The sequence below is a fragment of the Chthoniobacterales bacterium genome (assembly GCA_035274845.1).
Lineage (GTDB): Bacteria > Verrucomicrobiota > Verrucomicrobiia > Chthoniobacterales > UBA10450 > AV80.
Window position 1 is genome coordinate 63,254 of the sequence record DATENU010000008.1, and the last position, 21,971, is coordinate 85,224.

At 58.9% G+C, this 21,971-nt stretch carries 29 protein-coding genes; 17 read left to right on the top strand and 12 right to left on the bottom strand.

What is annotated here, in order from left to right; translation table 11 throughout:
* Positions 1 to 112: 112 nt before the first annotated feature.
* The 3 genes from VJU77_03535 to VJU77_03545 all read right to left on the bottom strand — a co-directional run bounded on the left by VJU77_03535 (position 113) and on the right by VJU77_03545 (position 1,967).
* Positions 113 to 466 (bottom strand): hypothetical protein, encoded by a 354-nt coding sequence (locus VJU77_03535; GenBank protein ID HKP02412.1) that lies wholly within the window; start codon positions 464 to 466, stop codon positions 113 to 115.
* Between the two features lie 185 nt (positions 467 to 651).
* Positions 652 to 1,629 carry an IS1595 family transposase gene (locus VJU77_03540; GenBank protein HKP02413.1) on the bottom strand — a complete coding sequence of 326 codons (978 nt, stop codon included), beginning with the start codon at positions 1,627 to 1,629 and terminating at the stop codon, positions 652 to 654.
* Between the two features lie 8 nt (positions 1,630 to 1,637).
* Positions 1,638 to 1,967, bottom strand: coding sequence for a hypothetical protein (locus tag VJU77_03545; GenBank protein ID HKP02414.1), 330 nt, complete (start codon positions 1,965 to 1,967; stop codon positions 1,638 to 1,640).
* 334 nt (positions 1,968 to 2,301) lie between these two features.
* Here VJU77_03545 and VJU77_03550 point away from each other — a divergent pair, with 334 nt between their 5' ends.
* The 9 genes from VJU77_03550 to VJU77_03590 all read left to right on the top strand — a co-directional run bounded on the left by VJU77_03550 (position 2,302) and on the right by VJU77_03590 (position 6,938).
* Positions 2,302 to 2,805 carry a hypothetical protein gene (locus VJU77_03550; GenBank protein HKP02415.1) on the top strand — a complete coding sequence of 168 codons (504 nt, stop codon included), beginning with the start codon at positions 2,302 to 2,304 and terminating at the stop codon, positions 2,803 to 2,805.
* 70 nt (positions 2,806 to 2,875) lie between these two features.
* Positions 2,876 to 3,238: a hypothetical protein gene (locus VJU77_03555; GenBank protein ID HKP02416.1), complete on the top strand. Its 363-nt coding sequence runs from the start codon at positions 2,876 to 2,878 to the stop codon at positions 3,236 to 3,238.
* Between the two features lie 47 nt (positions 3,239 to 3,285).
* The gene (locus tag VJU77_03560; protein HKP02417.1) at positions 3,286 to 3,873 is read left to right on the top strand and encodes a hypothetical protein; all 588 of its coding nucleotides are present in this window, start codon (positions 3,286 to 3,288) and stop codon (positions 3,871 to 3,873) included.
* A gap of 35 nt (positions 3,874 to 3,908) precedes the next feature.
* A complete protein-coding gene (locus tag VJU77_03565) occupies positions 3,909 to 4,247 on the top strand; it encodes a hypothetical protein (GenBank protein HKP02418.1) in 339 nt (112 codons plus the stop codon).
* A gap of 18 nt (positions 4,248 to 4,265) precedes the next feature.
* Positions 4,266 to 4,643, top strand: coding sequence for a VOC family protein (locus tag VJU77_03570; protein ID HKP02419.1), 378 nt, complete (start codon positions 4,266 to 4,268; stop codon positions 4,641 to 4,643).
* 86 nt (positions 4,644 to 4,729) lie between these two features.
* Positions 4,730 to 5,230 carry an HXXEE domain-containing protein gene (locus VJU77_03575; GenBank protein HKP02420.1) on the top strand — a complete coding sequence of 167 codons (501 nt, stop codon included), beginning with the start codon at positions 4,730 to 4,732 and terminating at the stop codon, positions 5,228 to 5,230.
* Positions 5,220 to 5,618, top strand: a complete 399-nt coding sequence (locus VJU77_03580) for a PDZ domain-containing protein (GenBank protein HKP02421.1) — start codon at positions 5,220 to 5,222, stop codon at positions 5,616 to 5,618. Before VJU77_03575 ends, VJU77_03580 begins: the two co-directional genes overlap by 11 nt.
* A gap of 58 nt (positions 5,619 to 5,676) precedes the next feature.
* The gene (locus tag VJU77_03585) at positions 5,677 to 6,288 is read left to right on the top strand and encodes a class I SAM-dependent methyltransferase (GenBank protein ID HKP02422.1); all 612 of its coding nucleotides are present in this window, start codon (positions 5,677 to 5,679) and stop codon (positions 6,286 to 6,288) included.
* An 86-nt stretch (positions 6,289 to 6,374) separates the two neighbouring features.
* A complete protein-coding gene (locus tag VJU77_03590) occupies positions 6,375 to 6,938 on the top strand; it encodes a YdeI/OmpD-associated family protein (protein HKP02423.1) in 564 nt (187 codons plus the stop codon).
* Between the two features lie 136 nt (positions 6,939 to 7,074).
* On the opposite strand, the gene VJU77_03595 is transcribed toward VJU77_03590, so the two are convergent.
* On the bottom strand, positions 7,075 to 7,500 hold the full coding sequence (locus VJU77_03595; protein HKP02424.1) for a hypothetical protein: 426 nt from the start codon (positions 7,498 to 7,500) through the stop codon (positions 7,075 to 7,077).
* 39 nt (positions 7,501 to 7,539) lie between these two features.
* On the bottom strand, positions 7,540 to 9,345 hold the full coding sequence (locus VJU77_03600; GenBank protein ID HKP02425.1) for a cytochrome c3 family protein: 1,806 nt from the start codon (positions 9,343 to 9,345) through the stop codon (positions 7,540 to 7,542).
* A 188-nt stretch (positions 9,346 to 9,533) separates the two neighbouring features.
* Between VJU77_03600 and VJU77_03605 the strand changes: the two genes are divergently transcribed.
* A complete protein-coding gene (locus VJU77_03605) occupies positions 9,534 to 10,640 on the top strand; it encodes an LptF/LptG family permease (protein ID HKP02426.1) in 1,107 nt (368 codons plus the stop codon).
* Between the two features lie 205 nt (positions 10,641 to 10,845).
* Here VJU77_03605 and VJU77_03610 read toward each other — a convergent pair whose 3' ends face one another.
* The 5 genes from VJU77_03610 to VJU77_03630 all read right to left on the bottom strand — a co-directional run bounded on the left by VJU77_03610 (position 10,846) and on the right by VJU77_03630 (position 14,274).
* Positions 10,846 to 11,283: a hypothetical protein gene (locus VJU77_03610; protein HKP02427.1), complete on the bottom strand. Its 438-nt coding sequence runs from the start codon at positions 11,281 to 11,283 to the stop codon at positions 10,846 to 10,848.
* Complete coding sequence (locus tag VJU77_03615) at positions 11,252 to 12,010, bottom strand: hypothetical protein (protein ID HKP02428.1); 759 nt, start codon at positions 12,008 to 12,010, stop codon at positions 11,252 to 11,254. The genes VJU77_03610 and VJU77_03615 overlap by 32 nt, the downstream gene beginning before the upstream one ends.
* Before the next feature lie 130 nt (positions 12,011 to 12,140).
* Complete coding sequence (locus VJU77_03620; protein HKP02429.1) at positions 12,141 to 12,506, bottom strand: hypothetical protein; 366 nt, start codon at positions 12,504 to 12,506, stop codon at positions 12,141 to 12,143.
* Positions 12,507 to 12,591: 85 nt separating this feature from the next.
* A complete protein-coding gene (locus tag VJU77_03625; protein ID HKP02430.1) occupies positions 12,592 to 13,413 on the bottom strand; it encodes a transglutaminase family protein in 822 nt (273 codons plus the stop codon).
* A gap of 57 nt (positions 13,414 to 13,470) precedes the next feature.
* Positions 13,471 to 14,274, bottom strand: a complete 804-nt coding sequence (locus VJU77_03630; protein HKP02431.1) for a hypothetical protein — start codon at positions 14,272 to 14,274, stop codon at positions 13,471 to 13,473.
* A 110-nt stretch (positions 14,275 to 14,384) separates the two neighbouring features.
* Between VJU77_03630 and rpsN the strand changes: the two genes are divergently transcribed.
* Both rpsN and VJU77_03640 read left to right on the top strand, forming a co-directional pair.
* Positions 14,385 to 14,654 carry a 30S ribosomal protein S14 gene (gene rpsN, locus VJU77_03635; protein HKP02432.1) on the top strand — a complete coding sequence of 90 codons (270 nt, stop codon included), beginning with the start codon at positions 14,385 to 14,387 and terminating at the stop codon, positions 14,652 to 14,654.
* A gap of 46 nt (positions 14,655 to 14,700) precedes the next feature.
* Complete coding sequence (locus tag VJU77_03640) at positions 14,701 to 16,113, top strand: hemolysin family protein (GenBank protein HKP02433.1); 1,413 nt, start codon at positions 14,701 to 14,703, stop codon at positions 16,111 to 16,113.
* Here the strand turns inward: VJU77_03640 and VJU77_03645 are convergent.
* Both VJU77_03645 and mntR read right to left on the bottom strand, forming a co-directional pair.
* Positions 16,110 to 16,613, bottom strand: a complete 504-nt coding sequence (locus VJU77_03645; GenBank protein HKP02434.1) for a response regulator — start codon at positions 16,611 to 16,613, stop codon at positions 16,110 to 16,112. The genes VJU77_03640 and VJU77_03645 overlap by 4 nt on opposite strands.
* A 396-nt stretch (positions 16,614 to 17,009) precedes the next feature.
* Positions 17,010 to 17,507 carry a transcriptional regulator MntR gene (gene mntR / locus VJU77_03650; GenBank protein ID HKP02435.1) on the bottom strand — a complete coding sequence of 166 codons (498 nt, stop codon included), beginning with the start codon at positions 17,505 to 17,507 and terminating at the stop codon, positions 17,010 to 17,012.
* A 15-nt stretch (positions 17,508 to 17,522) separates the two neighbouring features.
* On the opposite strand from mntR, the gene VJU77_03655 reads away from it, so the two are divergent.
* The 5 genes from VJU77_03655 to VJU77_03675 form a co-directional block, all read left to right on the top strand.
* Positions 17,523 to 18,890 (top strand): Nramp family divalent metal transporter, encoded by a 1,368-nt coding sequence (locus tag VJU77_03655; protein HKP02436.1) that lies wholly within the window; start codon positions 17,523 to 17,525, stop codon positions 18,888 to 18,890.
* A gap of 2 nt (positions 18,891 to 18,892) precedes the next feature.
* Positions 18,893 to 19,318, top strand: coding sequence for a universal stress protein (locus tag VJU77_03660; GenBank protein HKP02437.1), 426 nt, complete (start codon positions 18,893 to 18,895; stop codon positions 19,316 to 19,318).
* The gene (locus VJU77_03665) at positions 19,315 to 20,163 is read left to right on the top strand and encodes a transporter (protein ID HKP02438.1); all 849 of its coding nucleotides are present in this window, start codon (positions 19,315 to 19,317) and stop codon (positions 20,161 to 20,163) included. Before VJU77_03660 ends, VJU77_03665 begins: the two co-directional genes overlap by 4 nt.
* A gap of 9 nt (positions 20,164 to 20,172) precedes the next feature.
* A complete protein-coding gene (gene glgA, locus VJU77_03670) occupies positions 20,173 to 21,372 on the top strand; it encodes a glycogen synthase (protein ID HKP02439.1) in 1,200 nt (399 codons plus the stop codon).
* Positions 21,373 to 21,557: 185 nt separating this feature from the next.
* A partial coding sequence (locus VJU77_03675; GenBank protein ID HKP02440.1) for a hypothetical protein occupies positions 21,558 to 21,971 on the top strand: 414 nt, incomplete at its 3' end.

Genomic DNA, 21,971 nt, shown 5'->3' on the forward strand with positions numbered 1-21,971 from the left:
CTTTAGGAACGGACAGGATTTTCCGCATTGCGTTCTTGAAACGCTCGGACGGTTTTTGCTCGGTCGCCTTGTCCTGTTGCACGGCAGCACGATAAGCCGAAACGATTGTCGGTCAATTTACCGGCTCTTCCCAAACAGGCATAAGAAAAGTGTGCCCGTCGCCACCGAGGTGATTGTCAGCATTGCGTTCCGGCAACGGTTCATCGGTTTCCTCGAAAGAGGGGCCATCAAGAGCATATTGGCGATGCTTGCCGTGTATCTTCAATGTCTCGCTGCCAAGATCGACGTGATTTTGCGCATCGGTAAACGGCTCGTGTCTGTAATTCTCCGCTCTACCCATCTGAATCAAGGACTTCCCCAAGGGGAGTTTAAGGTCGGCGGCAATCAGTTCATCGGTTGTTACCGTTCGGAGAATCATCTTGTTACCGTTTGGGCCTGTTGCCCTGACTTTCCAATGTTTTGTCATGTTGATTAGTGAGTTGGAAACCAGCCTAAGAGAAATTCGTAATTCGGTCGGGGACGTGCCCGTCTATTGCGATGATTCCGCCCCCGGTTTGCCCCCGCATTGCTACCAGTGCAAGGGCGTGACGGTCAATCCCGATATGGGGCACGGTTCATTTGCCGTTCTTCGACCGTTTGCCGCGTCCCTGCCTAGGTTTGTGGAATCGGAAGGGAATCACCGCCCCCAAGATCAATGAGCTTCGCATACGTCAACCGCTTGCCTGCGAACTTCCCGATTGTGGCGAGGAATCGCATTTTGTCGGTGAGCTTGCGCGCATTGAATCTGAAAACTTGTTCGTCCAGATACCGGAACAGATGAAAAGGCTCGACGTTAACATAGGTGCCCTTCAGGCCGCGCTTGAGCAGCGACCAGAAGTTTTCCAGCCCGTTTGTGTGAACCAAGCCTTTTGCGTAGCACTCCATGTGGTCAATGATCTGGCGGTCGTAATCCTTGTGCAGATCGTCGTAAGACATGAGGGCATCCGTGCAGACCGTAGCGCCTTGTTTGACGTGCTGGCGGACATTCCCGCAAAGCTCAGGCCGTCGCGTAGTCTTAACCACCTTGCAAATGACCTGCGAGGGCTTGTCGCCCTGCGTGCGTTGCAGAATGCCTTGCACGGCAGTCTTAGCGATTCCCGCGTCTCCAACTTTCGTGCGGCGATTCTTGTGCATGTAACGAGCTTTTGCGCCGATGTAGGTTTCGTCTGCTTCACAAGTCCCGTTCATCTTGCCGCCACAGAAGCCGTCTTGCATCGCCAGTCGGATGCGGTGGAGCATGAACCACGCGGTTTTCTGAGTGACACCAAGCGAGCGGTGAAGCTCGCACGAGCTAATGCCATTCTTGGCGTTCACAATCAGCCAAGTAGCGGGCAACCATTTGTCCAAACCCAAAGGGGAATCTTCAAAGATCGTTCCGACTTTGACGCTGAATTGCTTCTTGCAGCCGCGACAATTCCAGATGCGGCGGGGCAGCATCAACTTGCTAATGTCAGCCGAACCGCAACGAGGGCACGAGACACCTTCAGGCCACCGCATCTCAGTAAGAAAATTGTGGCAGGTTTCAGCGTCCGAGAAGTAGCGAATTGCGCCCGTCAAAGTCTCGGGAATCGAATTAGTTTTTGTAGTCATGTTATCAGTTAGTTGGAACCAAATAGCGGAGGGTAGGTCGCGGAAACGTCGGATTCAGCGATTGATCGAGGGTCTATCGCGGCAGCTCGCTCAGGATTCACGTCCTCAGCCTCGCGAAGATAATAATCATGCCACCAACGAAACCGAGTTTCGTAGTGCCGAAGAAATTCCGCTTGGGGAATGCCTGCGTTCTCTGCAATCTCTTGAACGATTGTATAGAGCGCCATTGCTTTCGCGGCATCCATCTGCTCAACGGCAAGATCAACTGTTCCACGCTCCGACAAAGCCCCTAGAAGCTTCTCAACCAACGTCAATCGTGCCTCAATTCCCTCGCTCATGAGTGAACCAATATCACCCCAAGAGAAATGTGTCAAGTATATAATTACCGATGCAGCGAACCGCGAGATAGCCTACGATCCACTTCATGAGTGTTTGCCATCCACCTGTCCACTGCGTTGAGCGCTGCTCGGATCTCGCGGTCGCTGATTAGGCCTCTTCATGTCGCGCGCGTATTTCATCGCAATTCTGTTTGTTTACCGCGTTGCGCCTGCAGACACACCGTCAACAGAGCGATGTCCATTGTAGTACATCACCCGTCCCCAAAGGCCTAACCAAACTATGCCGCGATCTCTGAAAGCTTTCGAAGTTGTCGGTTGCTTGTCTCGTTAGGCTATGTCGCGCGTCGAACCCGGTTCAGCGGAAGAACAGCTCCAGAGTTTTATCGACAAGTTCGAGCCGAAGCATCGCGCCACGATTCGGGCCGCGCGGAAGTCCCTGCGAAAACGCTTCCCGACCGCAAATGAGCTCGCCTACGATAACTACAACTTCTTCGTCATCGGTTTCGGACCGAACGAGCGTCCATCGGACTGCTTCGTTTCCATCGCCGCCGCGGCGAACGGCGTCGGCTTATGTTTCATCCACGGCGCCAGTTTGCCCGATCCCGCAAAAGTTCTTTCCGGCTCGGGCAAACAGACCCGGTTCGTTCGCCTCCCTTCGGCCGCGGTGCTGGAGCAGCCGGAAGTCGGAGCTCTTCTCACTCTTGCGGCTGCGCGGGCCCGGGTGCCTCTTCCGCGAAGCGGCCGCGGCAAACTCATTATCAGGTCGGTCTCGGCGAAGCAGCGTCCACGTCGGAAGACGACAAAGGCCGGATCCCGAAAGGACAGATTCAAGAATTAAGAATTATGAGACAAAAACGCCAGCTCTCGACCTCGGGGACAGGCGTTTTTGAGCAACGTTCGCCAAAAGTATGAGTATTCGATGCCTCGTTCTCTGTTTGTCGTTTTGGATTGTTGCCTTTGGGACCATCGGGGCCCAGCAAGAACGGCTAACCTCTGCCTTCGGCGAGATGTATCCGGCTGGATCCGGTCGTTTCTCGCGCGACGAAGAGAGAGCAATCGCCGTTGCGAATACAAAACTCCTTGGCGGCGGCCAGAAACGACTCGATGCGTTTTACAAAGTGATCCGGAAGGGAAAAGAGTTCTGGGTGTTGGCTCTCGTTACCGGGCGCCCGAAGTGGGGCCAGGAGGGTTTCGAGAATCCGGCGTTGTTCACCGTGGTTGTCTCGCCGAAGTGGACCGTATCGCGGGTCATGTCCGGATGGCATCAATGAGGGAGGAATGCGTGGCTGAGCTTATTGTCGCCCGATAAATCGCCCTCATGCACGTAACACTTGCCGATCTTCCCGCGTTCCGGGTGGTGGCGATCGATCTCCTCGCCGATCCACAGCTTCATGGCGAGTTCACACATCTCATGTCAGTGCGAGAGGGACGCAGCTGGCTTTACGCAGGAAATAAATTCTCGTTAATTGGGGATCTCACCAATCTTGATGCACAGACCAGGCGAGCCACTTTTATCGCCCCCTTTTGGTCGCGCGAAAGCAAGGTTCAGGTGGGGAGTGTCGTTCCCTGGCTGGATGGATACTGGCAGGCGTACCATCTAACCATGATCGTCGACCCTGGCACGACGTGGCGCCGGGTGACGTTCTCGCCAAGCGACGCCCAACATTGGGTGTTGGGGGAAACTCGTGGGTGGGGAAAAGCGGGCTACGATGTGCCCAAAGGCGCGACTCCCACTCAGATCGAGGTGGAAGGTTGGGATCATGAACACTGTGAGCTTTGCCGCAAGGGAATCGGGAAGGGCGGCGATTCGGCCGGCTACATCGATCCGGACGACCACTGGCTTTGCGCCGAATGTTACGGGCGTTACGCCGAGCCGAGAAATCTTGCGTTCGCCTTGGACACGTAACGAATGCCTAAAGTAATGCCAGGCCTCACGTCGCAATGCCGAAGTATCAACTAGACGTAGCCGGTCGGAACTATCTGATTCGTTTCGATCCGGCGGAACGGCCCGCCAAACACGGGTTCTACACAAAGTTTCTTATCGAAGCGGCGTCGCCCGAAGAGGCCGAAGCCGCCATGGTGGATTTGGTTCGCAAGGATCCGGGCATTAATGAATTGGTGTGCAACGCGCCCGACGATCCCGCAATGTTCGAGATCGAGAAGACGTATGTAATCGTCGGCTGGCCAGACTGTGCGCGCCCCCGCATGGGCCTCGCCTGGTTTCCCGAAGAAGAATCAGAATCTCAAAGCGGAGGAGAATGCCAGGGGGCGAAGCCTTAGACGTCAGAGCGAAATGAAATGAAACGACTTTGGACCATCATTGGCGTGCGGGATGTATCAACGAGTGCGCGCTGGTACGAAGAAATTCTCGCCTGCTCAAAAAAGCAGGCCCACGCCGGCTGGGCTCAAGTGGTGGATCGCGACGGGACCGTGCTGCTTTGTCTGCATCAGTGGGGCGAGCACGAACATCCGACGCTGGCGAGCCCCGAGGTCGCGACTCCCGGGAACGGGTTGTTGCTCTTCTTCCGAGTCGGCGATTTCGACGCCGCCCGGCAAAGGGCCCGGGCGCTTGTGGCCCGCTTTGAGGAGGAGCCACGCCAGAATCCTAACACGAGCACCATGGAATTTTCGGTTCGCGACCCGGACGGCTACTTCGTCACGATTAGTGCGGAGTGACTTGGGGAAGGAAGAAGTAAAAGGGAAGAATTAAGAAGTGACAGCAATGCATTGCGGGCAGGAGTGGCGTCGCTGATGTTGTGTTAATGCCCCTGACGTTGCTTGCGTGGTCGCTCACTGTGGCTGCGCTCATTCACATTTTTGAGGAGTTCGTTTTTCCGGGTGGGTTTAAGGAATGGTGGACAGCATATCGGCCCGACATCAGGGCGAGCGTGACCGACCGGTACCTGGTCATCATCAATATGGTCCTGGTCCTTTTCAGCGCGAACGTTGCTTTGGCCGTGCGGTCGCCCAGAGGCAACGGAGTGGCAGCGTGGCTGGCGCTGGCGGCTCTTCTCGCCGAGAATGCGGTCTTCCACATCGTCGGGGCCATCCAGACCAGGCGTTATTCGCCCGGGATGATTTCGGGAATTCTTCTCTACATTCCCCTGGCGATATACGGCTACATCTTCTTTCTGCGCAGTGGCCGGGCTTCAGGAACTGTTGCGTTGATCGCCGCAGCCGTGGGAAGCTCCTACTATTTCATCTCGCTCGCCAATCATAAGCGTCGTGCGGCGTTCGAAAGGAAGAAGAAGAATGAAGTATGAATTTGCAGCGACGCGCTCTTCCCACGGCCTGAAGGCAGGCCGTCTCCATTGTCTCTTGCTCTTCCTCTGTTTACTTGTCCTCGCGCAGAGCGCCGGCGCTGAGCAGAAACTCGGGTTCGTCACCCAGGTCGAGGGTGAAGGGTTTTTTCTTAATCCAATCGTCACCAAGATTGTGGTGACGGAGGTGACCAAGGGTTCATTGGCCGAGGCGGCTGGGATGAAGGTCGGGGATCAGATCATTCAGATCGAGGGCCAGAACATCGCGGGAAAGCGTGCGACAGAGCTGCGACCGTTTATGAAATTGAATCCGGGCGAGACCCGCAAATTACGGCTCCGGCATACGGATGGAACAGAAGCCGATGCTCGAATAACAAAGCCAAAAGAATGAGAGCCGCGGGCTTTCGCTAATCCCGGTTTCGTCGGGCGTTGCAGCTTCACCCTAAAGCATGGATCGCAAGCAGCACTGGACGGAAGTCTATCAACAAAAAGCGCCCGACGACGTCAGTTGGTATCAACCGCGTCCCGAGCTCTCGCTGGGGCTGATCCGGGCGACCGGTGCGGACAAGGACGCGGGAGTCATCGATGTTGGCGGGGGCGCTTCGACGCTTATCGATTGCCTGCTTGAGGACGGTTACTCGTCGCTGGCCGTTTTCGACATTTCCGCCCCGGCCCTCAGTCATGCGCGTGTCCGGCTCGGCGAACGCGCGGCGGCAGTGGAATGGTTCGAGGGCGATGTGACTTCTTTCGAGCCGCCTCATCGTTTCGCGGTTTGGCACGATCGCGCCCTGTTCCATTTCCTCACCGAACCCGGCGAACGGCGCGCCTACGTTTCAACGCTTCAGCGAACCTTGCAGCCGGGCGGGCATGTGATCATCGCGACTTTCGCGCTGGACGGACCGCCGAAGTGCAGCGGCCTCCCAGTGATGCGGCACGACGAGGCCTCGATCGAAGCGGAGCTCGGGGCCAGTTTTGTCCTGCGCGAATCCCGCCGGGAAACGCATACCACGCCCTGGCAGACGGAGCAGCGGTTCCTCTATCTTCGATTCCAGCAGGTGTGAGGGAAATTAAGAAGGAAGAAGGAAGAATTAAGAATGGAGTCAATGGGGGTCGGAAGGGTAAAAAGGGGAATCGATACCAAGCCGATATGAGCAAGACGGTTTCTAAGATTCGTTTCAAAGCGAAACTGTTTCGGCCGGCCGGAACGGAAAAGGGCCAATCGAAAATCCCCCCCTGGACATTTCTCATTTTACCGAAGGAGGCGAGCGCGAAGCTGCGGTCGCGGGGGATGACGCCGGTGGAAGGCACGATCAATGGTTTTCCGTTTCAGGCCGAGGTAGAGCCGGACGGCGAAAAGAGTCATTGGCTCAAGGTGACCCGGGAAATGCTCGAGGCGGCGAAGGCTGACGCGGGCGACGTTGTCACGATGGAGATCGGGCCGCCGGCCGAGGAACCGGAGGCGAAGGTGCCGGCGGATTTGCGAAAGGCGCTCGCGGGCGCGCCGAAAGCAAAGGCTTTGTGGTCGGCGATCACAGTTAGCGCGCGGAGAGATTGGATTCATTGGATCCTTTCCGCCAAGCAGCGGGAAACGCGCGCGCGCCGGGTGAAGAATGCGTGCTCGATGCTCGCGGGCGGGAAGAAACGCGTTTGTTGTTTCGATCGATCGGGGTTTTACAGCAAAAGCATGAGCGCTCCCGAGGCGGCCCCGTAGAGGGTTATGTCGACGGGTCGCCGCGGCGAGCCGGCTTCTTGGAGCCGGCCTGCCATCAGGCCGGTGGGAGACGACGTGGCCGCACTCTCCCCGGCACGAAGGCGTGCCGGCTCCATGAGACGGTGGAACGCCGCCGCTACATGCGCCGCGGCAGGGTGAGGCTGAGATAGATGGCGCTGGCGAGAAGGAGGACGGCCCCGATCGGGACGAGGAGAATACCGAGCCCGGGTTCGTCCTTGAAATGCCAAAGGCCGCCGATCAAAAATCCGGCTGGCAACAGGATGACGGAAGAGCGTAACCCAAGCGAAGTACCGGGTCCGATCCGGACCAGCTCGAGCCGGGCGCAAATCGCGGCGGCGATCAAGACAAGATTGAGCAGAGTGCCATGGGCATGGGCGAGGCGAAACATGTCCTGGCGCACGGCATCATCGAGCACCGACGGAGAGCGAAAGGCGCGGAAGCCTTCGAGCAGAATCCCGAATGCAATCCAGAGGGCGAGTGAGATCCAGCCTTGGCGGATCAAAGGCGCGGTGTCGTTGGCCGGATGAGTAGGAGTGGGCATCGAAAGGAAAAGAAACTCGGGAAAGGCCGGCAGGCGAGCTTATTCGCCAACTTCCACATCGGTTTCGGACCGGAGCGGGCTGAGCCGTTCGCGAGCCGCGCGCGCGTCGCGGAGCTTGTCGGCCGCCCAGAAAGGATACCAGGTTTGCAGCGTCGCATTGCGCACCTCGGTGGGCGCGAGGTAGTCGGGCTTCGTTAGGCCGGGGTGCTGGGCGGCGAGGGCGTTCGCAGCGAAGTAGCGCACGATCGGATAGTTGTCCTGCATGGCTTCGAGCAACAAGGGAGCGGTGGCATCAGTCGCGGGCGCCATCGCGGCGGCGGTGAGCGCGCGGGTGACGGCGTCGCCGCTGAAGAGCGCGCGCTGGCCTTCGGGTTCGTCAAAACGCTGGTCGCCGCTCTTGCTTTCGGCGTAAGCCTTGGGCCAAAGACGCTGGGCGGTGGCGATGGTCTGATTGACCGACCAATCCTGGTGGCATTGGTTGCAGGCGTTTGGTTTGCGGAACCGAACGGTTTCGTCCGGCATCGGATTGGTAATGTGATGGGTCCGGCGCGCGGTCATGATTCCATAAACGATCGACGGCATATGGCAGTTGAAACAGAGGCTGCCGGTCGATCCGGCCTTGTGCTTCGTGTGTTCGGCCAACTGCGCCGGCGCCGCGAATTGCTCGTGGCACTGGGTGCAGGCCGCGTTCGTTTTCATTTTCTCCGTGAGCTGGCCGCGGGGATCGCCGCCATGAACTTCGTGACAGGAGGTGCAGGTGATGCGCTGGCCCGGCTTGCCCGCGGTGAAACATTTCGAGCGGGTCATCCCCTGGTATTCGTAGGCGGTGAGGCGAGGGGAGCCGTCATCCCAGAAGCGGGTGGCGTAACTGAACGACTCAACCTTGTCGTCGCGCTGCACCGGCTTGTAAAAATCGTGCAAATTTTTTCCGGGATCGTATGGATCTCCGACGCTCATCATCGGCCGGATGCGGTCGAGCGGCTGAGGAATGCGCTGGCCGTGGCAATGGCCGCAGATCATCGCCGAACGATCGGAGTCGAGTTTGTCCGGATGGACCACCGCGCGGGGCGGGCCGTCCTTTTCGTCCAGTTTCCACCAGTAGCGGGTGACCGGCGAAAGCGCGCGCTGGGCGTGTTCGCCGGCCGGCCCGTGACAGGCGCCGCAGGCAATCCCGAGCTCGGCGACCTCGGTCTTCCAGGTCCGGTTCGTCCAATCCAACCCCGGCTGCGCTTTCACGTTGTGGCAAAAAACACAATTCACATTCCACTCCGCGACGTGCTGGTTGTAATCGCTGCCGTCGGGAAAGAAGAACGAGCCGTTGAGGTGCATCCAGCGTTTTTGGACAAGATCGTAGGCAATCGGGGCGCGATACCAGGTGTCGCCGGTCTTGGTCAGATATTGCTGAATCCGCCGGGAACCGACCGTGCGCACGATTTCGAGTTGCTGGGTGTGGCCGTCGGCGCCGGTGACTTTCATCCAATACTTCCCGTCCTGTCGCACCATCTCCGCACGGACGCCCTGGTAAGTGATCGTGTTATGGCGATCGAAATCGCCCAGGACGCTTTCAGGACCTGCTTCCTGGGTCATGGTGCGGTGATACGTGGCAGACCAGGTCGCGTAATTTGATCCATGGCATTTCCGGCAGTCGCCGGACTGGAGATAGCCGGCGTCGACGCGTCCCGCGCGGACGCTGGCGTAATCTGGCGCGACGGCCCGGAGCGCGGCGGCGATCCCGCCGAGCGTGAGCAAGGTGACGGCCCAGGTAAGAAAAGTCTTCGGTAGTCGGGCCAGAATCATCAAGAAGTTGAGCAAGCGGGGCCGGACAACACCGCCGCGCGCCGTCATTTTAGCATGCTGGAGCCGGCCCGCCACCGTGCCGGAGAGGGAATCCTTTGATACCTACTTCGGCCTCCACGGCCTGTGGGCAGGCCGTCTCCATATGCGCCCAGGCCGCCTCCATATGCGCTCAGGCCGTCTCCATTTGCCGTCTCCAACTTGCCACGCTCCCGAATCGGAACTAACAAACGGCAGCGATGAAAATGATCGACCGATACATCAGCCGGCAGCTGATTTTTAATCTCATTTTCGCCATCGCGGTCCTCAGTTTCGTCCTCGTCCTGGGCAACATTTTCCGAAAACTCCTCCCGCTCCTGGTCAACCACGACCTGCCGATTGAATACGTGCTGGGCTTTATCGCCTACGTCCTGCCGTTCTCCCTCATCTTTACCATTCCGTGGGGATTGCTCACCGCCGTGCTGCTCGTCTTTGGCCGGCTCTCGGCGGACAACGAATTGATCGCGCTCCGCTCCAACGGCGTCAGCATCACCCGGATCTGCATCCCGCTCGTCTTCATCGCGATTATTTGCACTGGCGCCTCGCTCTGGCTCAATGTGCAGGTCGCCCCCGCCGCCCAGGAAGAAATGCGGGCCACGGTGTTCAATCTCGCCACCCGCAATCCGATGGCGCTTTTTGGGAGCGACCAGGTGATCGATCAATTTCCCGGGCGCAAAATTTATGTTGGTCGGAAGGAAGGCAACCGGCTGGAAAACATTCTCGTCTTCGAACTCAACGACGACTGGATGCCGATGAAAGTGACCCACGCCCGGGTCGGCATGCTCGAGACCGACCTGCCGAACCGGCGGATCCTGATGCATCTCTATAACGCGCGTTACCAGCAGAGGGACGAGTTTGATCCCTACGATCTTCGCCGGATACGCGATGGCATCAACGTCGCCGAAGGCACGCTGCCGATCAGCCTGGAGGAGCTGTACGAAAAGGAAAAGCGACGGGCCAGCCGTTCGATGCTCTCGATCGAGCAGCTGCTTGAACAATTAAAAAATGAGGACCCGAAAATGCGGAGCTCGAGCCGGACGGAGATCAACAAGCGGTTCTCGTTTCCGCTGGCCTGCCTGGTCTTTGCCCTGATCGGGGTGCCGCTCGGCATCACCGCTCATCGCCGGGAAACCTCCTTTGGTTTTGCGGTGAGCCTGGTCGTCGGCGTCTTCTATTTTCTCTTCATCATTATTGCCGACACCCTCCGCGCGAACGCCAAGCTCCATCCCGAGCTGCTGGTCTGGTTCCCGAATGTTCTCTTTATCGGGCTCGGCATCTGGATGTTCCGGCGCCTGGCGCGCCAGTAAATGGAGCCGCGGCGCTCTAGTCGCCATTATGCAGCGTTGTAGTGACGGCGCTCAGGCGCCGTACTACGCGCGATCGCAAAATGCCGCGTCGCGCGCCGACAGAGCGGCGTGGCTACAGCGCGTGGCGTTGCTCCAGCTTCACCGCGGGATTTCGTCGCAAATGTTGCAATTCAACGTTGAGGCTAGGCCTGTTGATGTGCCTCCATCAAGTGACTATGGCTCGCTCCGGGTGCGGTATCACGATGTCGTGCGAGACAGTAGACACGATATGCCACGTTCCATGTAGCTTCTGCACTGAAAAATAATCCGACTGGTCACCAATTCTCTCTTTATGGCCGGTGTAAACAACGAATCGATTGCTGCGCGCATCTTGTGTGGTGATTCGAAAGATGGGCTGTCGAATGTCGCTACGTCGAGCGACTAAAGCCGTGATCTCTGCGATGTCTGCGTTGGAGAGCAGCGAGGAATACATTGCATTGCTTGATTGCTCGACCGCCGCGCACGCGCCAAGGAAGAAGAGCGAGAATGCTGCTGCTGCGTAACGCAGAAGGTCTAACGAGGGTAAGATGAGCGATTCGGCGGCCGCTGTTCGCTCCATCGCAGTTAGACCTTCACCGCATTTCGTCTGAAAGAAGGTATTCATAACCATTCTCCGGCACATCCACGCTCAGCCTGACTGAGTCCCCCTTCGGCTGTTGGAGCTCAATGATCCATCGTCGCCAATCGTCATTCCACTCCGCTGCGACAATGCGGGTGCCTTCACCCATCTGGCCGGGAGGCCCTTCGACAATTACGCCATTTTTTCGCAGGATGGCGAGAGCATCCTCACGCGACCCGACTGGTCCGGGGCTCATTGCCAAAGCGAGGTCGTCGGCCGCCCGGCGAGCGTCTGCAGCGAGCTGGCGGATGTGTTCCCCCTTCCAGAGCGCGATCTTGAACGCACGGTGGTAGTTTCCCGCGCGGAGCGTAGCGGTGCCGCTGAACATCTCGTCGTTGCCGCGCCATCCGACGACCCGGCCCTCGATTTCGATCGCGTCGTCTCCGTTCCCCTTGCCCTCGGCAGTCCTTTCACTGGGGGCGCGACGAAACAGCAGTTTCAAGCGTCCATTCTTCAGCTCGAGTTTTTTTAGCTGGCCGAGGAAGAAGTAACGGGCGTTGCGGGGCACCTCGCTTGAAAAATACCGTGGCCAGATCAGATATCCCTTGTCCCCGCCAGCCAGCACCATCCGGAACAGGTATCCGTCTTCCGCCGCGTTCACTCCCTCCCAGGTGCCGACGAGCGCTTCCTTGTCCTTCACGGGTGCTCTCACGATGATGTCTCCCATCGCCACCGCTGCCGAGAGGAGTAGTGCCGGTAATCCGAAACGCATAAGGCCTAACGAGAACAAGATGAGCGACGGCCGGCGGGACGGCGCGTCGCTTCGGGTTGAGGGTGGAGTCTCGCGGAAAGTGAGGAACCGAGGCTGCCAGCCGTTCGCTCCATCGTATTGTTAGACCTTGTCACCAGTCCGGATACAAACGTTCGAACTTCACGCATCGCGATGCGCAAAACGCCTGAAGCTCATTAAAACGGTTCAGGAAAATGTGTGATCCTGGCGGGAGAGCGCTCTGCATCGGATAGACATATCGGAGCTGTGCGCCGTCGGGAAGAGTCGCGCAGAAATCCTGTAGCGCTTCGTACGTCGCAAAAATACGATCTGGCTCCTTGACGTCCTTCCGATGCACCTTCGCCGTAGCCGCTCCGCTTGGTGCGGCTGAGACGAGCACGACGCTGTATGAGTTTGGAGACGGACCAAACGAACTCGCGGTGGAGACACAGCTGATCCAGACCACGACCATCGGGACGAATGGTATAAGTCGCTGCATAGGTCTAACGAGAATTAGACGAAAGTTCGCATTTCAAGGCGAACATTCTTTCGCCTAACTCGACGATCTTTGCGATTCGGGAGGGCTAGGCAGGGTTTTGATCGGACGGCATTTCGTCACTGATGATGAAGAATTTCTTGAGGATGGCGCGGCCGAAATTTGTGGTCAGCGCCACGTCGGCGGCGTCGCGGCCGACGGCCATGACGATGCGGCCGATGCGAGGAATGTTGTGCCGGGCATCGAACGTGTACCAGCGTCCGCCGAGATAGACTTCGAACCAGCCGCTGAAGTCCATCGGCAGGACTACGGGGACGCCGATGTCTCCCATGTAACCGGTGACATAACGCGCCGGAATGTTCAGGCAGCGACAGAAAGCGAGGGCGAGATGGCTGAAGTCGCGGCAGACCCCGCGCGGATCGTTGTAAACGTCGAACGCGGACTTGGTCGCGTCGGCAAAATGGTAGCCAAAAGTGATATGATTGTGGACCCAGTCGCAGATGGCTTTGACGCGTGGCCAGCCGGGAGGAGTCGTCCCGAAAAGCTGCCAGGCGATATCGGAAAGCTTGTCCACTTCGCAGTAGCGGCTGGTGAGAAGAAACGGCAGGGTTTCGCTCGGCAGGTCTTCAACCCGATGCTGGATGGCGTCGGGACATTGTTCGTCGGGCTGGCCGCTATCTTCGATCAGGGCTTCGAGGGTGAAGCGTACCTGGCCGGCGGGCGCCATGAGACGCGCGCAACGGTTTCCATAGAGATCGGTGAAATCGGTCAGCGGAATATTTGGCTCGACCACGATCTTTTCCTCGGTGCGCAGATCCGCCTGGCGCGAGGGATGGACGTAGAGCATGAGCAGCATCGGCGTTGGGCCGGGCAGCTCGAACTCAATATCGAAACCGATTTTGATGATCATGTGCGGAAAGCGTTTGGGGGAAGATAAGACCTATAGGTTATCTGCGACCTATTGCCACTAGCTCGCGGAGCTGAACACCGCCGTCACCGAAAGTTTGTCGCCGGCGGCGAGGCGCACATCGCGGAGGCGGGCTTCTCCGAGCGGGAGCGACATGAGGGGGAATTCGCGGCCGTTAAGTTTTTCCAAATGCGGTTTTAGAACGTTGCACGCAATTCCGGCGATGGCGCCTTCGCCCGTGCAATCCAGCGCGGAAAGCCGGGCGTTGAGCGCATCATCGAGGTCGAGCTGTCCGGTGATGCGAAGCGAGGCGCTGAGGAAAAGTTTCTGGACGCGCAAACTCACTTCGGCCGAAAGCGAGCGCGGACCCTGGGAACGCAGGGAGAGCTGGACGTTGTCGATTTTGACTCCGTGTTTTCCGGCCTGGCTTTGCGCGGCCTCGGCGATCAACGCTTCGAGATCGGCCTTCGAAACCGAAGCTTCAACCCGTCCCTGCGCGGCATTGTGCAGGAGGAGCACAATTTTCCCCGAATGGTCTTTGGCCTGGTAGAGCTCGACGCCAGTAGCGGTGAGCGCGAAATCGAGCGCGGCGGGACCAACGGAAAGCCCTCGACCGCCGGCCTTGAACGAACCGACCGTCAACGCCGGAGCAGGCTGGCTGCTCAACGACGGCAGGGCAGGGGGAGGTCCCGGCAATTGCGCGCCGTCGAGGGAAACTTCGATGGCCGCCAGATGAGGATAGGAGAGATCACGGACCTCGGCGGGGTCGCGGTTGAGAGTGAAGACGGAGCGCAGACTGGCGTTGATGGCCTGGGCCAGCTCCGCGGCGGTCGGGGGTAAAGCGTTGGCGTTGAGTGGAAACATTCGGAAAACCCTGCTTCGCCGCCCTCCGGCGGGCAAGTTGCCCAAGATTCGTTCGGGGCGGAGAAAACGGTTGCATTCCCGAAGAAGCCCGCTACTTTCCGCGTTCCTTTATGGCGAAAACGTCCTGGATTAATCGCAACGACCGTAAGCGCGCGACCGTGAAAAAATACGCGGCTCTCCGCGCTGAGCTCAAGGCGAAGAAAGATTATATCGGTCTCTCGCAACTGCCGCGCGATGCCAGCCCCACCCGGGTGGTCAATCGTTGCGAAGTGAGCGGCCGCCGCCGGGCCTTTATTCGCCGTTTCAAGATTTCGCGCCTGACCTTCCGTGAACTCGCCTCCGGCGGGTTCATCCCGGGTGTGACCAAGTCGAGCTGGTAGGCAGCCGACTCGTTGGGTTTCCGGGTGTGCGGCGCGCATCCGTTCCATGAACTTTTTGTTTTCTCCTTTTCTCGCGGCCGGGCCGTTGGCCGAAGCCATTGCCGAACACTGGGACCCGCCGCTGGTCCTTCTCGGCAAACTCGCGGTCATCGTTGGGCTCGTAGCGCTCAACGCCTTTTTCGTCGCGATTGAATTCGCGATCGTGAAAGTGCGCAGCAGCCAGCTCGATGCGCTGGAGGACGAAGGGAATGCGCGAGCGGTTTTCGCGAAACACGTCCGGTCGCATCTCGACGCCTATCTTTCCGCGACCCAACTTGGGATAACCCTGGCGAGCCTTGCCCTGGGGTGGATCGGCGAGGCATTCCTGGCGCGCATGCTCGAGCCGGCGTTCGGTCTCATGAATGTGCATTCGCACGCCCTGATCTCGACGATCTCGATCACCCTGGCTTTTATCGGGATCACATTTCTCCACATCGTTTTTGGTGAGCTGGCCCCGAAATACATCGCCATCGGAAGCCCGCTCTCCGTTTCGCTCGCGCTCGCCCGGCCACTTGGCGGCTTTTACATCCTTTTCAAGCCGGCCATCTGGATCCTGAACAGGTCGTCGAATTTTTTCCTGCAACGTTTGCTGCGGATCAAGCCGGTCGCCGGCTCCGAGCTCGCCCACAGCGAGGAAGAATTGCGCCTCATTCTCGACGAGAGCGAAAAGTCCGACGAGGTCTCGGAGCTCGGGCGCGATCTCCTGGTCAACGCCCTCGATCTGCGGCAACGGGTGGTGCGCGATATCATGACGCCGCGCGGCGAAGTGGTGTTTCTCGATCTCGAGGAAAGCTTCGAAGCGAACGTGAAGAAGGCGCTGGAATCGCGCCACACGCGGTTTCCGCTCTGCCGCGGGCATCTCGATAACGCGGTGGGCCTCATTCATATCAAGGAGCTGATGCCGATGCTGCGCGATCCGCAGCCGGACCTCCTCCGGATCAAGCGCGAGCTGATTCCGGTGCCGGAGATGATGTCGCTCGAGAAACTGCTCACCCTTTTTCTGACCCGACACGCCCACCTCGCCATCGGCGTGGATGAATACGGCGGCACGGTCGGGATGGTGACCCTCGAAAATGTGCTCGAGGAAATCGTGGGCGATATCCAGGACGAATTCGATGCCGAGAAAACGGAGTTCCGGAAGATCAACGAAAATGAATTTTCGGTCGATGGAGCGCTCGGCCTTTATGAGCTCCGGGACCTGGCGGGCCTGGAATTGGAGAGCGCGGATGTGAGCACGATTGGCGGTTACGTGACCCATTTGCTCGGCCACCTTCCGCAAAAGGGCGAGCAGGTGCAGATCGATAATTACGTCGTGACGGTTTCCCAGTCCGACGGACGCCGGGTCGGCCAGGTGCACTTCCGCAAGCTGAAAGAGGACGTCGCGGCCGACGGTTCGGCGAAGCCGGAAATCGAGACTTAGCCCGCCTGGCCTTCGAGGTCGGAAATGGCGGATTGCAGGCGATCGAGGCTGACCGGCTTGGTCAGGTGATCCGCGAACCCGGCGTCACGGCTTCGTTGCACGTCTTCCTCCATCCCGAATCCGCTAATGGCGAGCGCGGGGACGTTGCGGATGTGGCGGAGCCGCCGGATGAGCTCGAGGCCGCTGCCATCGGGCAGGCCGATGTCGCTCAGGAGAATGTCGAACGGCTCGTCCTCTGCGAGGCCAAGGGCTTCCGTCATATTCTTGGCGATGAGGACATGATAGCCGAGGCGCGTCAGGAGAAGCTTCAGCGAGCGCAGGGTGTCGAGGTGATCCTCGACCACGAGAATCCGGCAGCGGTTGTCCGTGCCGGCCTGGCGCGTTCCTGTGGCTTTGGATGAAGGGCTGGCCGTTTCGGGATTCGCGGCGGCAAAGGGAAAGAAGGAAGACCAACGCCGCGCAGATTCCCCAACCCCGAACGCTCCCCAGGTCAATTCCATTTCACGTCCGTTAGCGGGACGGTGACAGTAGAAGGCGTTTTGGAGGAACGTCAACGGGTACTGGAGCTGGCGCGCCCTCGTAGTCTTGGAGCCGGCACGCCACCGTGCCGGGGAGGGAAACCATGGATTCGGAGCTTTCTGGTGGATCGACCGCTCCGCGGGCGATGAGTGCGGCGCCGTCGCCCCATCGAGCGTCGGAGCGCTCGATCCACCTACTTGGTTACTTCCGCCAACAAGGCCGGGCGGCGCTTGAGCTGCGCTCGTAGTCTTGGAGCCGGCACGCCACCGTGCCGGGGAGGGAAACCATGGATTCAAAGCTTTCTGGTGGATCGGCCGCTCCGCGGGCGATGAGGGCAGCGCCGTCGCCCCCATCGAGCGTCGTAGCGCTCGATCCACCTACTTGGTCACCTGCGCCAACAAGGCCGGCCGTCGCTTGAGCTGCGCGGTCAAAGCTGCGATCGCCTTCAATGTCGGCGCGCTGATGTGATGCTCCATGCCTTCGACATCATGATGAATCACCTGGGGATCGAGGCCCAGCAGAGTCAGGAAATCGGTCAGGAGCTGGTGCCGGCGGATGATGTTCCGGGCCAGGGTTTCACCGGCGGTGGTTAGGACAAGGCCGCGGTACTTCTCGTATTTGAGGAGGCCCTCGCCATCGAGGCGCTGCACCATGTTACTGACACTGGCCTGCGAGATCTTCAGGCTGGTGGCGATGTCGACCACCCGGGCGTAGCCCTTCGAGTCGATCAACTCGAGGATCCGCTCGAGGTAGTCCTCGACCGCGGCGGAATTGCGACGGGGTTTGCGGGAAGTGGCCACGGCGAAAGAAGGTAGCGGGATCGGTCGATAGCGCAAAATAAAAATATTTGTCAGTTGACAGATATTTAGTTTCAAACAAATAACTTAGTCATGGCTAATATTAGCCCCCCGGAAACTTCGCATTCCACCGCGGGGTGGCGGGCCGTCCCGGAGCTGCCGAGCCTTTCGGAAGTTCACCGCAGCCTGGTCGTCCCCGCTTCGGCCAGCTTCTTCCGCAAGCTCATCGCTTTTGCCGGGCCCGGTTTCCTGGTCGCCGTCGGTTACATGGATCCGGGGAATTGGGCCACCGATTTGGCCGGCGGCTCGAAGTACAACTACACGCTCCTGAGCGTGATCATGCTGTCGAACCTCATGGCCATTCTCCTCCAGGCGCTCTCCCTCAAACTGGGGATCGCCACCGGCCGCGACCTGGCCCAGGCCTGCCGCGACCATTACAGCAAGCCGGTCTCCTTTTTTCTCTGGGTGATTTGCGAAATCGCCATTGCCGCCTGCGACCTGGCGGAAGTCATCGGTTCCGCCATCGCCCTGAATCTGCTGTTCGGCCTGCCGCTGCTCGCGGGCGTCTGCGTCACCTCGCTGGATGTGTTGTTCGTGTTGTTTTTGCAGAACAAGGGCTTTCGCTACATCGAAGCGCTGGTCATCACCCTTATCCTTCTGATCGGCGGGTGCTTTACCTGGGAAATCATCGCGTCGCGCCCGGATCTTCTTGGCATTGCGAAAGGGTTTGTGCCGTCGCCCCAGATCGTGAGCGATCCCGGCATGCTCTATATCGCGATCGGCATCCTGGGCGCGACGGTGATGCCGCATAATCTTTATCTGCATTCCTCGATCGTTCAGACGCGCCGTTATGAATTGACCTCGCCCGGCAAACGCGAAGCCATCAAGTTTGCGACCATCGACTCGACAGTTGCCCTGATGTTCGCGCTCTTCATTAACGCGGCCATCCTGATCGTGGCCGCGGCGACCTTTTACACCCACGGGCGCAACGACGTCGCGGAAATCCAGGAAGCCTACAAACTCCTGACGCCGTTGCTGGGCGCGACCGGGGCCAGCACCCTCTTCGCCCTGGCGCTGCTGGCATCGGGGCAAAACTCGACCCTGACCGGCACCCTGGCGGGCCAGATCGTGATGGAGGGCTTTCTCAATATCCGGCTGCGGCCCTGGCTTCGCCGCCTCATCACCCGACTGATCGCCATTATCCCGGCGGTCATTGTCACCATTATCTCGGGGGAAAAAGGGACGACGAACCTGCTCGTGCTCAGCCAGGTCATTCTCAGCCTGCAATTGAGTTTCGCCGTGTTTCCGCTGGTCCTGTTCACCAGCGACAAGGTGAAGATGGGCGAATTCGTCAACAGCCCGGTCGTGAAATGGCTGGCGTGGACCATTGCGATCGTGATTGCATTACTCAACGCCTGGCTCCTTTTCCAAACGTTCCGGGGCTGGCTTGGGCTGGAGTAGACATGTACAACCGGATTCTCGTTCCCGTCGAAAATCGCAAATCGGACCAGACAATCCTGAGCCATATCCGTCGATTGGCGAAGCTCGTGGATGCCAGGCTGACTCTGGTCCACGTGGCCGATGGTTGGGCGGCTCGGAACTACGAGCGCTTCGGATTGCAGGAGAGCGAGGAAATGAAACAGGACCGGCAATATTTGTCGGAGCTTGCACGCGAACTGGAATCGGAAGGCTACGAGGTGAAAACGATCCTGGCGATGGGTGACCCGGCGACGGAGATCATTAAATTGGCGAAGGCGGAACTGGTCGACCTGATTGCCATGACGACCCACGGGCATCGACTCGTCGGTGATTTACTTCTGGGCAGCACAGCCGACAAAGTTCGGCACGAAGTCGATGTCCCGGTGTTGCTGCTGAAGGTCCAAAAATGAGGCGCACCGCCTGCGCCCTCGTTCTCTTCGGGATCGTTCCGTTCGCGGCCCTGGCCGAGGAGCGCCCGGACAAGAACGGGTTCGACCTGTTTCATCCGACGCCGGAATCGTTGATGCGCGAGATGGAAACCGATCGGCCTGACAAGACGGAAAGCCCGATCACCGTCGATGCCGGCCATTTTCAACTCGAGATGGATTTCGCTACCTACACCACGGACCGATCGAGCCACGAGAAGGTGACGGGGTGGGGGATTGCTCCGGTGAACTTGAAGGTCGGGGTGCTGAACAACGTCGACCTCCAACTCGTGGTGGAGACATACAACATCGAGAAAACAACGGACCGCGATACCGGCCGCACGATGCGGGCGGAAGGTTTTGGCGACATTGCTCTCCGCATCAAGATCAACTTCTGGGGGGACGACGATGGGTCAACCGCCTTCGCCGCCATGCCCTTTCTTAAAGTGCCGACCGCCTCGCACGATCTCGGCAACGGCGCCGTGGAAGGTGGCGTGATTCTGCCGCTCCTTTTCCGGTTGCCGCTCGATAACGAACTGGCGATGCAGCTGGAAGTCGATCACGCGCGCGACATGAACGGCGGCGGTTACCACCAGGAGATCGTGAACGCGGTCACGTTCAGCCACGATTTCACCAAACGCCTGGCTGCTTACGTCGAGCTCTTCAGCAACGTCAGCAACGAAAGGCACGCCGGCTGGATCGCGACGTTCGATTGCGGGTTGACCTACCGCCTCTCGCCCAACGTCCAGCTCGATACCGGCGTTAACGTTGGACTCACCGACGCTGCCGATGATCTGAACCCATTTGTCGGATTGAGCGTGCGCTATTAAAACAATGGGGTGAAGGCGCTTTTCCTCACCAACGAATACCCGCCGAATGTCTACGGCGGGGCCGGGGTGCACGTTGATTATCTTTCGCGTGAGCTCGCCAAACTAATGCCGATCGAAGTTCGCTGCTTCGGCGATCAGAAGTTCGAGAAGGGCAATCTTTCGGTGACCGGATTCGAGCTGGATACCGGAGCGTTCACCTGTCCGCCGCCGCTTCGATCCGTTTTTGGCGCGGTTCGCCGCTGCACCGATTTCAACACGACGAAAATCGAGGCCAACCTCGTGCATTGCCACACGTGGTACAGCCACTTTGGCGGGATCCTGGCGAAAATGAATTACGGCCTCCCGCTCGTGATCACGGTGCATTCCCTCGAACCTCTCCGGCCATGGAAACGCGAGCAGCTCGGCGGCGGTTACGATTTTTCGGTGTGGGTCGAAAAGACCGCGCTGGAAATGGCTGATGCGGTGATTGCCGTCTCAGCTCAGACGAAGGCCGACATCGAACGGCTGTTCAACGTCGAACCCAGCCGTTTGCACGTCATTCATAACGGGATCGATCTCGAGGAATACCGGAAGACCGATTCCACGGCGGCGCTGACAAAGTACGGAATCAAGAAGCCGTTCGTGCTTTTCGTCGGACGAATCACTCGCCAGAAAGGAATCATTCATCTCGTCCGCGCCGTTAAACACATGGACGAAGGATTTCAGGTCGTTCTTTGCGCCGGCGCTCCCGACACTCCGGAGATTGAGCAGGAAATGAAAGAAGTCGTCGCCCGGGTTCAGGCGGAACACGGCGGCGTGATTTGGATCAATGAGATGGTCGAGAAACCGATCGTCCGCGAGCTGTACTCAAATGCCGCCGTCTTTTGTTGCCCATCGATTTACGAGCCGTTTGGAATCATCAATCTCGAAGCGATGGCCTGCGAAACGGCGGTGGTGGCGACGGCTGTGGGTGGAATCAAGGAAGTCGTGGTCGATGGCGAGACCGGCTTCCTGGTCCCGATCGATCAAATGGAAGAGAGTCCCTTCGAGCCGCGCGATCCGGAAAAGTTCGCGCGCGACCTCGCGGCGCGGATCAATCAACTGATGGCCGATTCGGTTCTGCGCGAGGAATTCGGCAGGGCGGGCCGGAAACGGGCCGAGGAAAAATTCGGCTGGCCGGCGATCGCGGAGCAAACCCGGGCGCTCTACGAAAGATTGCTCGCGCGTTGAATTAGTTGGAGACAGCTCGGGTTGGAGACGGCCTGCCCTCAGGCCGGGGAGCCGGAGCTGTGATTCTGCTTGCTCCCCCGGCACGAGGGCGGGTGCCGGCTCCACCTAGCTTTTTTTGATTGGAACGTTATTAGTAATCTGTTAGGCAATCTGACGTGCGCCTGCGCCTTCGCCATTTTTCAGCGATGACCGGGTTGCTGCTCTTCGTCCTCCTTTGCGCGGTTCTGGCCGGTTCGGAATTTTCTCCGAATACCACCACTATTTATCAAGTTACTAACACGAACGATAGCGGACCCGGCTCACTCCGCGACAGGATCGCCGCTGCGGGCGATGGGAGCCTGGTTACGTTCGCCATCTTTCTCAATGGCTCGACAATCACCCTGACCAGCGGCGAGATCGCGATCAATTCCAACATTACGATCGACGCTAGTAGTGCGACGGTTCCGATCAAAGTCACGCAAGACGCCTCCTTCCGTGTCTTCCATGTCTTGCCCGGCCATTCGGTCACGATTAACAGCTTAACAATCAAGGGTGGCGGCGGCGTCAATGGGGCCTGCATTCTCAACGACCACGCCGCTTTGAACCTAAGGGATTGCGTC